Origin of the sequence: Novosphingobium sp. ERN07 (assembly GCF_012641335.1) — a bacterium.
Classification (GTDB): domain Bacteria; phylum Pseudomonadota; class Alphaproteobacteria; order Sphingomonadales; family Sphingomonadaceae; genus Novosphingobium.
The window spans coordinates 188,483-201,182 of the sequence record NZ_JABAID010000004.1 but is presented as its reverse complement, the minus strand read 5'-3'; the positions used below and the strand labels follow the sequence as shown (position 1 = coordinate 201,182).

General features: G+C 59.7%; 9 protein-coding genes and 1 pseudogene. 9 read left to right on the top strand and 1 reads right to left on the bottom strand.

The annotated features are described in order from the left end of the window. Positions 1 to 8: 8 nt before the first annotated feature. Positions 9 to 647: a hypothetical protein gene (locus HGI47_RS08215; protein ID WP_206066068.1), complete on the bottom strand. Its 639-nt coding sequence runs from the start codon at positions 645 to 647 to the stop codon at positions 9 to 11. A 327-nt stretch (positions 648 to 974) separates the two neighbouring features. Between HGI47_RS08215 and HGI47_RS08210 the strand changes: the two genes are divergently transcribed. From HGI47_RS08210 to HGI47_RS08170, 9 genes and pseudogenes are all read left to right on the top strand, one after another. After that, positions 975 to 3,116 carry a CocE/NonD family hydrolase gene (locus HGI47_RS08210; protein ID WP_118074322.1) on the top strand — a complete coding sequence of 714 codons (2,142 nt, stop codon included), beginning with the start codon at positions 975 to 977 and terminating at the stop codon, positions 3,114 to 3,116. Positions 3,117 to 3,176: 60 nt separating this feature from the next. Beyond that, positions 3,177 to 5,276 (top strand): CocE/NonD family hydrolase, encoded by a 2,100-nt coding sequence (locus tag HGI47_RS08205; RefSeq protein WP_162896105.1) that lies wholly within the window; start codon positions 3,177 to 3,179, stop codon positions 5,274 to 5,276. 194 nt (positions 5,277 to 5,470) lie between these two features. Continuing rightward, a complete protein-coding gene (locus HGI47_RS08200; RefSeq protein WP_162896104.1) occupies positions 5,471 to 6,853 on the top strand; it encodes an alpha/beta fold hydrolase in 1,383 nt (460 codons plus the stop codon). 188 nt (positions 6,854 to 7,041) lie between these two features. After that, positions 7,042 to 8,400 carry an MFS transporter gene (locus HGI47_RS08195; RefSeq protein WP_082364758.1) on the top strand — a complete coding sequence of 453 codons (1,359 nt, stop codon included), beginning with the start codon at positions 7,042 to 7,044 and terminating at the stop codon, positions 8,398 to 8,400. A gap of 92 nt (positions 8,401 to 8,492) precedes the next feature. After that, a pseudogene (locus HGI47_RS08190) lies at positions 8,493 to 9,583 on the top strand (S-(hydroxymethyl)glutathione dehydrogenase/class III alcohol dehydrogenase). Next, positions 9,583 to 10,416: an S-formylglutathione hydrolase gene (gene fghA, locus HGI47_RS08185; protein WP_118074319.1), complete on the top strand. Its 834-nt coding sequence runs from the start codon at positions 9,583 to 9,585 to the stop codon at positions 10,414 to 10,416. The pseudogene HGI47_RS08190 and the gene fghA overlap by 1 nt, the downstream one beginning before the upstream one ends. Further along, positions 10,409 to 10,678, top strand: coding sequence for a hypothetical protein (locus HGI47_RS08180; RefSeq protein WP_125955336.1), 270 nt, complete (start codon positions 10,409 to 10,411; stop codon positions 10,676 to 10,678). The genes fghA and HGI47_RS08180 overlap by 8 nt, the downstream gene beginning before the upstream one ends. A 62-nt stretch (positions 10,679 to 10,740) precedes the next feature. Beyond that, positions 10,741 to 11,685: an MOSC domain-containing protein gene (locus tag HGI47_RS08175; protein ID WP_255460709.1), complete on the top strand. Its 945-nt coding sequence runs from the start codon at positions 10,741 to 10,743 to the stop codon at positions 11,683 to 11,685. Next, complete coding sequence (locus HGI47_RS08170; protein ID WP_168852282.1) at positions 11,682 to 12,680, top strand: FAD-binding oxidoreductase; 999 nt, start codon at positions 11,682 to 11,684, stop codon at positions 12,678 to 12,680. The genes HGI47_RS08175 and HGI47_RS08170 overlap by 4 nt, the downstream gene beginning before the upstream one ends. Positions 12,681 to 12,700 lie beyond the last annotated feature (20 nt).

The following is a 12,700-nucleotide window of genomic DNA, read 5'->3' as shown; positions in this document are numbered from 1 at the left end:
CGTCCCGTTTAACGGGCGGTGGCGGACGTTGGCTCGCTGTCTTTTGTCAGCTCATGCGGCTTTGATCGAGCGGGAATCGGCTTGATTACAACGTTGGAGAAATGGGCGATCGAACCTGGTCCGACCCACAGACCAACTCGCCCCGAACGCTCGCCAAGTTTGAGATTGCTGACGATCAGGTTAGGTTGCTTGGCACCGTTAACGAACAGGCTGGCGCGCGCACCCTCGACCACGATTTTCATGCGAGTCCATCGCCCCGGTTCGAGATCCACATAGGACTCGAACTGCCCCGGATCCTCAGTCCTCAATCTGTGCCAAGGATAGTCTGGATGGGAGATGTACTGGATGGCGCGATTCCGGCGCACCTGATCTTCGGCGCGGCCGTTGGTCGGCCTCAAGTAGATGGCTTCGAAACTGCTCCGATCTTCGGCGATGTGGAAGGCAATACCAACAAAACCTCTCGCGGTGGTTTCCGCGGATACGGGCATGCCTGCTACATCCGCCTCAATTACAAAATCTCTGATCGGCGGATAGGGAAGCACCGCGAAGGTCGCGTCGATATCAGCTGCTTCCGCTTCAGGAGAAACGATGAGTCTCAAGGCCCTGCGGTCCCGATATTCAGTATTCTCAGCACCGACGTTTTGCAACGTTAGGCGCCTGGCGTCTGAAACTGCCGTGGTTCCGGCCGACGCAGCGCCAGCAACTGAGACAGCAACCGCCCCGGCGATCAGGCAGGAGACCCGTCGAAAACTTCTGTGCACTCAACAAACTCCTTCGGATGCGGTGAGTACTTGCGGGGCGTGGCTTGGTCGTTGCACCGAGTCTTTGAGATTTGACGCCAGTGGGAGGCTGTGGATCGGCGCCCCGGAGATATTGACGAAACCCGATTTCATCGCGCTTGGCATTACAATACAGAACTGTATGGTAGTGTCAAGGCTGGATGATTCGGCCACTCACCGAGTGGAGGACGGAGAATGGCGGGAGAAATTGCTGTCTGGGCAAGTGACGGCGATCAGAAGATACAGAAGCGCGAGATCGAACCGGGCTGCCTGGTTTCGCGCAGTTCTCGTACAATGAGTCGTCTAAGTCTGGGTTTCGCGGCAGCGTTTGCGATCCTTACCACGTCCTACGCCAGTGCCAAAGATGCCCCGCAAGCTAGCTTCTTGCGACAAAAGATTGTGATGAAGGATGGAGTGCAACTGGAAATCTGCCTTGCCAAACCTTCCAAGGCGCCTCCGAAAGAGAGATTCCCAGTTCTTCTCACGGTCGATGGATATGCTAGTCCTTGTGGAAGCTACGGACGCCCGTGGTATGCCGACTACGTCAAGGCAGGCTATGTCGTAGCCTATCTCAATCTTCGTGGAACGGGAGCCAGTGAAGGGAAGCTGGCAGACCGGGAATACTCCCAAACCGAGCTTGATGATACGGCTGAGGCCGTGGACTGGCTGTCAAGTCAGCCTTGGTCAACCGGCCGCATAGGCATGTTTGGGACCTCGTGGAGTGGCTTCACCGCCATGCTGGTGGGTGCCAGGAAACCGGCTGCGCTCAAAGCCATCGTCACATTCATGGCGACCGAAGACATTTACTCCGAGGATGTTCGCTATCCTTCGGGTATCCTCCATATGGACGACTATACAGTCGCCGCCGACAGCATGCTGTTTGTGACACCGCCGGATCAGGATCCGTTCGATGAGGAGATCCTGCGAAACCGGTTCGACCAGCAGCCGATGAGTCTTACATTTCTGCGGCAGCAGCGGGACGGTGAGTTCTGGCACCGCGGCTTGCGCCGTGATCTTAATCCCTCTGCAGGTGATGTGCCGACTATGATGGTCGGAGCGTGGCATGATCCCTATCGAAACGCGGCCATTCGCGCTTTGGAAAACTCGCGTGGGCCTGTGCGGGCGGTGATCGGCCCCTGGAATCACAGCTCGGATTATCCCGGGCCGACCGCCGATCTTGGGCGAGTAACACTCGATTGGTGGGATTACTTCCTGAAAGGCAAGCAGAACGGCGTGCTTGAAAAGCCGCAAGTGAGTGTCTTCATGCGGCGCCCCTACCGCCCGATCATTTCGCGCTCGCAAATCCCTGGCGAGTGGCGCTCGATTGCGCGCTGGAACAATGCGCCCATCCGGCCGCAGATCTTCTCTTTGACCGAGAGCCACGCCCTAGCGCCCATTGCGGGGCCGGCTTCGGATCACCGATTGCGCATGATTGCCAGTACGGGGGTCGGCGCAGGACTGGGCTGGATCGATGTGTCTCCGGATCAGCGCGAGGGCGACGCGACAGCGCTCATCTATGAAAGCTCGCCGCTGACGAGTGAATTGCAGATTCTTGGCTCTCCGGTCGCGTCGCTGCTGTCCTCAGTCGATGTCGATCATGCGAACTGGTTCGTGAAGCTATCCGACGTAGCTCCTGACGGGACCACAACGCTGGTCACGGGCGGGGCGTTGAACGGCGCACAACGCCAATCATCTGTCGAGCCGGAGCCACTCGTGCCAGGAACCCGGTATCCCTTGGAAGTGAAACTTCACGCCACCTCATGGATCTTCCAACCTGGTCACCGCATGCGCATTTCGGTCTCCAATGCCCTGTTCCCGTCCTATTGGCCGTCGGCGAAGCCGCTGGTCATGACGCTCGGCGTGGGGGAGGGCGGCTCGACGCTCGCGCTGCCGGTCATTCCGCCGCAAGCGCCCGAAGCTGCCGAAAAGGCGGCGGCCGACATGGGTAGCCGCAATCTGACAGTGACTGAAGCGGAAGCAGCAGGCAGCGGCCATGCTGAAACGACCTGGAACGGCCCGGTCAGAAGTCAAATCCTGCGCGACGATCTGAAGCGGACGACGACCGTCAAACGCGGTTATCAGTGGGCCAGCCCTGACGGGGAGGACGTATCAGTCGAATTTTCCGTTGCCGATGATGATCCCGCGAAAGCCAGCTTTGTTGGCCGATCGTTCATGAAAAGCAAATGGCGAGAGCATGATGTCGAATGGCGCGGCACGACGGAGCTCAAGAGCGATGCCGGGGCCTTCCATTATAGGCATGTCCGGCAGCTATTGAGGGACGGCAAGGTCGTTCGTGAACGCGAATGGAATGAGTGCATCCCGCGCGACCTTCAATAGGGCGACCGATTGAGTCCTCGGGCGGAGCGCGAGGCCGGTGTCTGTGACGAGGAGAAGAGCATGCAAGGGTCGAGGCGGGAGTTCATTGCTGGCGCGGGCGCGCTTTCGGCGATTGGCGGTTGGTATCGGCCGGCTTGGGCCAAGACGGACGTTTGGTTACCGCCAGCAAACCGGAAGCTGAAAGTTGTTGAGCACAGCTTGATTGAAATGCCTGACGGCGTGAAGCTGGCAGCGCGAATTTTCCTGCCCGAAGATGCTGATGCCCGCCCGGTAGGAGCGATCCTCGAGTATATTGGTTACGGCAAACGTAGAAATTATCGGCGTGTCGACGACCGAACCGCATCGTGGTTGGTCCCACGTGGTTTCGCCCTAGTGAGGGTCGATGTGCGCGGCACTGGTGAGTCAGGCGGCATAATTGTCAACGAGTATGACTTGCCCGAACAAGCTGACGTTTCACCCTTGATAAAGTGGATAGCACGCCAGCCCTGGTGCAATGGCAATGTCGGGATGAGGGGCATTTCATACGGTGCGATCACGGCCTACCAGGCGGCAGGCAAAGATATTCCCGAGCTCAAGGCCATCATCGCCGCAATGGGCACGGAAAACGGCTATACAGACGATGTCCATACACTGGGCGGATGCGTCATCAACGAAAAAGTGGTTTGGGGCACAATCTGGAAACAGGTCATGACGGTGCCGCCCGATCCGGAGCTCGTGGGCGAAGTCTGGCAGTCAATGTGGCTTGAGCGATTGCAGGCACAGCTTCCTCTGGTTTCTGAATGGATGCGCCACCAGCTGGTTGATCAGTACTGGAGAAATAGAATTCTTTCGAATTACTCAAAGGTCAAATGCGCTGTCTATGCAATCGGCGGACTTGAGGATTCCTACATTGATACCGTGCCTCGAATATTGGAGAGGCTTGACTGCCCACGGAAGGGCATAATCGGCCCATGGGGTCATGACTGGCCGCAGGAGGGCGATCCGGGACCGCGGCTCGATTGGGCGGTTGAGGAAGCGCGCTGGTGGGACCATTGGCTGAATGGTCATGACACAGGCTTGATGAAAGAGCCGATGTTGCGGTCGTTCGTGGCCGAAGCAACGGTGGCACAATGCTATCCCCAAGACGTTCCGGGCCGTTGGGTAGCGGATGAGGCCTGGCCGTCTGCCCAGATCAGCAAGACCTCTTACCGATTGGGACAGGGCGGAATACTAAGCCGCAAGCGCTCGCCCAAAGGCAAAGTCGAGATTCCCGCTAATGTCCTTGTAGGTACGGCTATACCAGTCCTGTCTCCGATCGACATGACATCCCAGGCACCTGTCGAGCAATCATTTGACGACGACTTTTCGATTCTATTCGAAACAGCGCCGCTCACACAAGGCATTGATATTGTTGGGCAGCCAAGACTGAAACTCCATTTCGTCGCTGACAAGCCCATTGCCAAGATCGCAGTACGACTTAATGAAGTTACGCCAGACGGACGATCTTGGCTGTTGACGTACGGCGTCCGCAATCTCGCGCACAACTCTGATCATACGGCCTATGTCCCTATTGCACCAGGAACCGAACAGACCCACGAGGTGCTTTTGAAGCATACTTCCCGGCGTATAAGAAAAGGCTCCCGGCTTCGCCTGTCGATATCCCAAAACCAGTGGCCAATTGTTTGGCCCGCGCCCGAAGATGTTGCGCTGCACTTGGTTACTGGCGTGACCCATCTGGAGTTGCCCCTACGCATTGGCAGGACAACCGAACCAGATATGCCGATCAAGACATTGCCCAATCCTGCACGATCTCCTGCACAGGAAATGAAGCCGACGAGCAGGCTGGCAAGAATTGAGGGAGCAGCCGGGAAGCGCAAAGGGGTTATGGAAGTTGCCTTGCCAATGGAGCTCCAAAATCTGGAGCCGATAAAAATGCAATTGGGTTCAGGGCTTTCGTTAGATGCCACGATCACGGAGGGAGATGTCAATTCCTACCGCATTGCATTTACCTCCGAGAATGCTTCGTCGCGCGATGGATGGAAAACGGAAGCACGCGTCAAAACCACGATGACCAGCACCCCCAGCGAATTTATCGTCGAGGAAAGCATCGAGGCCAAGCTGAACGATAAGGCTCTGTTTGCGAGGCAATGGTCCAATCGTATCCCGCGTAACGGAAACTGACTGGATTCAATATTTTCATCGAAATCGGTGGGTTGTGAAGGGCACCTTTTTGGTGAAACCGTCATGACAATTTGACAAATATTAGGGAGCTTAGATCGATGCCCAAGGGAAATTTTCTGCGCTGGAACTCTTGGTTTTTCGGAGGTGCGACGCTCGCACTAACCGGAATCGCCCAGGTTGGTAGGGCGGAGACCATGACTATTCCCCAGCGTGCTGTGGCACCCGCTCCCTGCCCGATCGAGGTTGCACCGGCGCTTGGCGGGCGCGTCCAGTGTGGCAAGATCGAGGTTCCCGAGGACCGGGAAAGGGCCAATGGCCGAACGGTGACTGTCCACTTCGCCATCGTCCAGCCTGAACAGCTGGCTGCGGGCCGCGCTCCGATCCTGTTCGTCATGGGGGGCAATGGCGCGGGCCTCAAGAACCTGCAAAGGCAACCGGGCTTGGCTCAAATCCTGTCACGCAAGGATGCGGTGATCTATGTCGATCATCGCGGATCGACACCGTGGGGGAAGCCTGACATGTCGTGCCCGGAATTCCCGGAAGGCCTGGAGGCAGCCGATCCCAAGGTTGATCCGGCTAAGGTCGAGACTTGCCGCAAAAGCCTTACCGAGCGGATGGACCTCAATGCCTATGGTGCTTACGAGGCCGCGCAGGATCTGCGGGACGTGCGGCTTGCACTCGGCATTGATCGCTGGAACGTCTATGGCGTCTCTTATGGCACCACGATTGCGCAGCGCCTCAATGTAATTGATGGCAAGGCGATCGGAGCCGTCGTGCTCGACGGCATGTCGGGCATGGAGTCCAATGCCTTCGGCAAGGCCTTCGTGGTCCAGCCGCTTGTCGAGCTGATCGACGAATGCTCGGCCGCGCCGGAGTGCGCCGCAGCATTCCCCCGGTTCGAAGCCAATCTGGGCAAGGCAGCCTCCAGTCTTGAACGCCGCCCCCGCGTGATCGAGGGCCGCAAGGTCTCCAACGTGGAATTCCTCGATCAGGTCAGGCTGGCGCTGGCCCATCCGGACCTGCGGGGCAAGATTCCGCTGGCGGTAGAGCGCGCTGCCAAGGGCGACCTGCTCGCTTGGCAGGGCCTCGCCAACCCGGAAGCCAATAGCGGTGGGAAGGATCCGGCCTTCACCTGGCCGAGTTCGGTCTGCCGCGACGAGTTTCCCCGCATGGATCGCCCTGGCACTGGCGCCTTCCCGACCCGTAAACTGGCGCCAGCAGTGGTTTCGGGCGCGAGGATGACGGCGTTCGAAAGCTATGATTGGGCCAGGTTCTGCCCCAGAATGGGCTTCAGTATGAGCGATCCTGCTACGATTGCCGTGGCCCGGTCCGATACGCCAGCTCTGTTTCTTGCTGGTCAACTGGACCTCGTTACCCCACGGTTCCAGAGCGAGGAGACCGCAGGCAACTTCACCACTGCCCGGATCGTCGAGTTTCCGCTGACCTTTCACTTCGTTCTGCTGAACCATTCCGAATGCGCAGGTCGTATGATCGTCAAGTTCTTCGAGAATCCGGTTGATCCGCTGGATCGGGCATGTGTCGATGAGCTGCCCGAAACCAGATGGGTTCTAAAGTAGGTCTATGCAGAGACGGTGCAGGCGGCTCATGGTATACTACGACCTATGGGAGCAGGCACTATGAGCCAAAAATCCTACGATTATCGGCAGAAAATCAATGCGCGGATTGCGCAGGCCTGCATATTGGTATACCAGAATTGAGGTCTTGCAGCTTTTGCGATCGACGATGGCAAGCCGGGAGAGATTGAATGGCTTCCAATAAGGACGAACGTCCAATGATAGCCGTCTCCGACGTGCTAGACAATGCGCCGTTCTCCGCCTTCCATTTCGGACTCATCCTGCTGTGCACGTTAGTGGCCATTGTTGACGGGTTCGATACGACAGCACTTGGCGTGATCGCACCGACGGTCGCACGGGACTGGGGCCTGAGCCTGCCGACGTTCGCGCCCGCTCTGGCGGCTTCGCTCGTCGGCATGGCCCTTGGAGGGGCGATAGGGGGTATGCTCGGTGATCGGTTTGGTCGCCGACCAGTCATGATCATAATGTTCGTAATCGTCACCCTGGCAACGCTCGCTTCGGCCTTCGCCAAGAATATTCAGCAGTTGGAGGCACTGCGGCTGCTGACTGGCCTCGGTATCGGCGGCACCATCCCGCTGGGCGCTGCTCTGGTTGCCGAATACATGCCAAAAAGGCATCGCAGCTTCCTGTTGGTCGTGATGTTCAGCGGACACGCTCTGGGCGGCACATTGGCGGGTCTCCTGGCGCCATTCCTGATTAACAACTTCGGATGGCGAAGTGTCTTTTTCGCAGGAGGCATCGCGCCGGCAATCCTGGTTTTCGCTCTCCTCGCGCTCCTTCCAGAGTCCGCCCGCTACCTCACAGCGCAGGGCACGACTGCCGCCAGAGCACGTGCGATCGGACTACTCACGAAGGCTAATGCGACAGCGCGCGTGACCGCAGGCGCGCAGCTTACGACAGGTGAACAGGCAGTGGCTCGGGGGAGCGTCGCCGATCTGTTCAAGGCCAATCGGGGATCGCAGACTGTCTTTCTCTGGATCACGTTCTTTGCGACGCAGTTCGTCCTGTTCGCCCTTGCAAGTTGGCTCACCAGTCTGCTTACACAGGCCGGACATAGCCAGGATACAGGGGCCTATGCCCAGATGCTGCACAACCTCGGTGGTGTCTTCGGCAGCCTTGCGTTCGGCCTGCTGAGTGATCGCCTGAGTGCCCGCCCGGTTCTGATTGCAGTGAATTTCGGATCAATCGTCTTCATTGCTGGTCTTGGCATGTTTGCAGCATCGGACTTCGCTCTACTGATGGCTCTCGTTTCTGGTGTTTTCGTACTTGCTGCACAACTGTGTTTGAACGCCTACACGACAGGACTTTATCCCACTCCATTGCGTGCAACCGGAGTGGGCTGGGCTCTCAGTTTCGGTCGGCTCGGATCTATTTTAAGTCCGTTGGTGACAGGTGCTCTGATGGCTCGAGACTGGACGCCAAGCAGCCTCTTCTTCGCAATTGCTGCTGTGCCCTTGATAAGCATTGCCGCACTCACCTTCGTCAGAGGGGAACGCCACGAAACAAGCGACGTTATTGCAGGGCATTAGCGGTAAGTGACAGGAATACATAACAGCGAGCGCGATGGTGATCATCGCCGCCGCCAATCTGGTTTCGACTTCTCAAGTTTCAGGAGTACAACATGAAGACCCGTGCCGCCGTTGCCTTTGCGCCGAAACAGCCGCTCGAGATTGTCGAGCTCGACCTGGAGGGTCCGAAGGCGGGCGAAGTGCTGGTCGAGATCATGTTGACGGGGGTGTGCCACACCGATGCCTACACCCTCGACGGGTTCGACAGCGAAGGGATATTCCCCTCGATCCTGGGCCACTAAGGCGCCGGCGTGGTGCGTGAGGTTGGTGCCGGGGTGACTTCGGTCAAGCCAGGCGATCACGTGATCCCGCTTTACACCTCCGAATGCCGCCAGTGTAAGTCGTGCCTCTCGGGCAAGACCAACCTGTGCACCGCGATCCGCGCAACCCAGGGCCAGGGACTATGCCCGATGGAACCAGCCGGTTCAGCTACAAGGGCCAGACCATCTTCCACTACATGGGTTTCAGCACCTTCTCGAACTTCACCGTCCTGCCCGAAATCGCCGTCGCGAAGATCCGCGAGGACGCGCCCTTCCAGACCTCGTGCTACATTGGCTGCGGAGTGACCACCGGCGTTGGCGCCGTGATCAACACGGCCAAGGTCCAGGTCGGTGACAATGTCGTGGTCTTCGGCCTCGGCGGCATTGGCCTCAACGTGATCCAAGGCGCGCGGCTGGCCGGGGCGAACAAGATCATCGGCGTTGATATCAACGAGACCCGCGAGGAGTGGGGCCGCAAGTTCGGGATGACCGACTTCCTCAACTCCAAGGGCATGAGCCGCGAGGACGTGGTCGCCAAGATCGTTCTGATGACCGATGGCGGCGCGGACTATACCTTCGATGCCACCGGCAATACCGAAGTGATGCGCACCGCGCTGGAAGCCTACCATCGTGGCTGGGGCACCTCGATCATCATCGGCGTCGCCGAAGCCGGCAAGGAAATCGCCACCCGGCCGTTCCAGCTCGTCACGGGCCGCAACTGGCGCGGCACGGCCTTTGGCGGGGCCAAGGGCCGCACCGATGTGCCCAAGATCGTCATCCAGATCGATCCGATGATCACCCATGTGATGGGGCCGGAAGAGATCAATACCGCCTTCGACCTGATGCACGCGGGCAAGTCGATCCGCTCGGTCGTGGTGTTCTGATGGAGCAGGTCTCGGCCTGGCGGAGCCATGGCGGCACGCAGGGCGTCTATACCCATCAGTCGACCGAGACCGGCACGCCGATGACCTTTTCGGTCTTCGTGCCGGATCACGCACCGGGGCAGAAGCTGCCGGTGCTGTTGTATCTGTCGGGCCTGACCTGCACCCATGCCAATGTGACCGAAAAGGGCGAATTCCGCGCCGCATGCGCGGAGCATGGGGTTATCTTCGTAGCCCCGGATACCAGCCCGCGCGGCGATCTGGTGCCGGATGACGAAGGCTATGACTTCGGCAAGGGCGCCGGGTTCTATGTCGATGCGGCACAGGCGCCGTGGTCGGCCAATTACCGGATGCGCAGCTATATCGAGCAGGAATTGCCTGCGCTGATCGGTGGGAATTTCCCGGTCGATATGGCGCGTCAGGGGATTACAGGCCATTCGATGGGTGGCCATGGTGCATTGACCATCGGTTTGCGCAATCCCGATCGCTTCCGCTCGGTCAGCGCCTTTTCCCCAATCGTTAGCCCGCTGAACTGCCCCTGGGGCGAGAAGGCGCTGGGCGGCTATCTGGGGCCCGACAAGTCGACCTGGCGCGAGTACGATGCCTGTGCCCTGATCGAGGATGGTGCTCGTCTGCCCGATCTGCTGGTCGACCAGGGCGATGCTGACAACTTTCTGCACGAGCAGCTCAAGACCGGGCTGCTGGTCATGGCTTGTCGCAAGGCCGGTATCCCGGCGACGATCCGGATGCAGCCGGGTTACGATCATTCGTACTACTTCATCTCCACCTTCGTGGCCGATCACATCGGCTGGCATGCGGTACGCCTCGGTGGCTGACTTCGCTGCCGATCGGTTCCTTTGTCAGCCGCCGCATGTGGCGTTCTCCGCATGTTTCTTTGATGGTGAGGGCGACGGGATCATGCCGTTTGACTGGGGGCTGCGTATCGCCAGGCGCAATTCGCCTGGTCGTAGCCTGCTGTTCCCATTGACCGGTCGCTGGGCGCTTGCCGAACAGCCGGACTGTGCAGGCAAAATCACGCCGACTTTTCCCGACGGCAAGACAATCGGAGATGCCGCGCAATACGTCGGCGCCTGCTGAGGACTGAATGGGTCGAAGAACCGGTAGCGGCGCGGTGAGCAGTGGGGCCTGATGGAGGGGGTATGCAGGTTGGAACGCTTGATGCTTTGTGGCGCTATCCGGTCAAGTCACTCGGCGGCGAACGCCTGATCCGTTCGCGACTCGACACGGCCGGCTTGCCCGGCGACCGGATTCTGTGTCTGCGCGACGAGGGAAATGGGGAAATATTGAGCGCCAAGCGCCTTCCCGTGATGTTGGGCCTGCAGGCCCGGTATGACGAGAAAAGCGGCGGTGTCATGATCGTCACCACGGCGGGCGACCTGATCGATTCGGCCGATCCATTTGCCTCCGCGCTGCTGGGCGCGCAGCTCGGCCGGGTAGTAAGCCTGCTGCCCCTGATGGAAGATGACGCACACTACCGGCGACGGGTGCCGCTCAATCCCGACGGGGTCAAGCGCCTGCTCGGACTGTCGCTCCAGGATGAACTTCCCAAGGCCGATGTTCCTGACGAAGTCGGGTTGGTCCTGCGCCAGTATGTCACCTGGCCAGGCAGCCATTTCGATGTTGCGCCCCTGCATGTCGTGACCCGGCAATCGCTGGAGAAGCTGGCCGGCGGTTCGGACGATATCGCACGTCTGGAACGCTATCGGGCAAACCTGGTGCTGGACTGCGACACGCTGGCCGATTGGCCGGAACGGGCCTGGATCGGGCACCGCCTGTGCATCGGCGATGCCGTGATCGCGATAACCCAGGCGACCGTTCGCTGCGCCATGCCGCGCTATGCACAGCCCGACCTGCCCGACAATCCCGCGGTTTCGTCGAGGCTGCGCGACAAGACCGGCCATGTGCTTGGGGTCTATGCCCGCGTGATCCGGGGCGGAATGCTGGAATGCGGGGCCGAAGTCGGCGTTGAACCGAACCTGGGAGAACGAAGGTATTATGATATCCCCGCCTTCGCACAACCGGGTCGTGAAGCGTCCGCTCCCAGCCCCCCCGCGGCGACCGGTTGTGGCGCGTCACAGAAGTGATCCGGGAATCGGCGGAAATTACCTCGTTCTGGTTGAAGCCCGAAGATGGCGCGCTGTTGCCGTTCCTGCCGGGCCAGCATGTGATTGTCCGAATGCCGGGCGGCGGGGATTCGCGGGTCTATTCGCTATCGAGCGGGGTCGCAGACACGGCCTGCCGGATCAGCGTCCGCCGCGATCCATCGCGCGATGCGGGCTTCACTGCTATGCTCGTCGATCGGATCAAGGTTGGTGATGCTCTCAGGATAAACGGGCCAATGGGCAGTTTCGCGGTCCATCCCGCCGATTCCAGCCCGCTTGTTCTCGCCAGTGTGGGAGTCGGGATAACCCCGTTCCTCAGTATCCTGCGCAGCGCGATCGCGCTGCGGCCGACGCGTCCGATCCATCTGTTTCACTGCACGGATACTCCGGCAGGCTTCGCCTTCGAAGGTGAGTTGCAATCGGCGTTGCGCCTCTTGCCCAACCTTCAGATCGATGTTCTGGCGAAGGCGCCGCGCTGCAGCGAGGAGCGCCTTGCCTTTAGCCAGGCCAGGCTGGATGCAGTCAGGCTCGTTTCAAGTCCCCTTTTCGGCGCGGGCGCCAGAATCATGCTGTGCGGCTCTCCCGGTTTTGTCGAACGTCTTGGCGGCCAGCTGCGCGCGCACGGGGTCGCTGACGCCAGATGGACCAGCGAGCTATTCATTCCCGCCGGCAAGGCTCACTTCCAGGCCGGAAGCGCTTCGGCCGGCTCCTTTGGGGTAAAGGTCAATGCGACACTTGAAGGGGCCTGGGGCGATGCCAGCAATCTGCTGGAATGGATCGAAGCGGCAGGCTATGCGGCCCCCAACGGTTGCCGCTACAGGGCATGTGGGGCCTGCGCGGCCAGGCTTGTCGCAGGCAAGGTCGAATATCTGCCCGGCGTGACTGCGCCCACTGATCCCGGAACTGTCTTGCTGTGCACGGCCCGACCGGCGTCGGACATCGAGCTGGAAACCGACATCCACCCCATCGCCGGTTGATGCCGCAGGGCTGCGCTCTG

Coding starts and splice junctions, on each gene's coding strand:
- HGI47_RS08210 (WP_118074322.1), top strand. CDS start 975: ATGGCGGGAGAAATTGCTGTCTGGGCAAGTGACGGCGATCAGAAGATA.
- HGI47_RS08205 (WP_162896105.1), top strand. CDS start 3,177: ATGCAAGGGTCGAGGCGGGAGTTCATTGCTGGCGCGGGCGCGCTTTCG.
- HGI47_RS08200 (WP_162896104.1), top strand. CDS start 5,471: ATGACTATTCCCCAGCGTGCTGTGGCACCCGCTCCCTGCCCGATCGAG.
- HGI47_RS08195 (WP_082364758.1), top strand. CDS start 7,042: ATGGCTTCCAATAAGGACGAACGTCCAATGATAGCCGTCTCCGACGTG.
- fghA (WP_118074319.1), top strand. CDS start 9,583: ATGGAGCAGGTCTCGGCCTGGCGGAGCCATGGCGGCACGCAGGGCGTC.
- HGI47_RS08175 (WP_255460709.1), top strand. CDS start 10,741: ATGCAGGTTGGAACGCTTGATGCTTTGTGGCGCTATCCGGTCAAGTCA.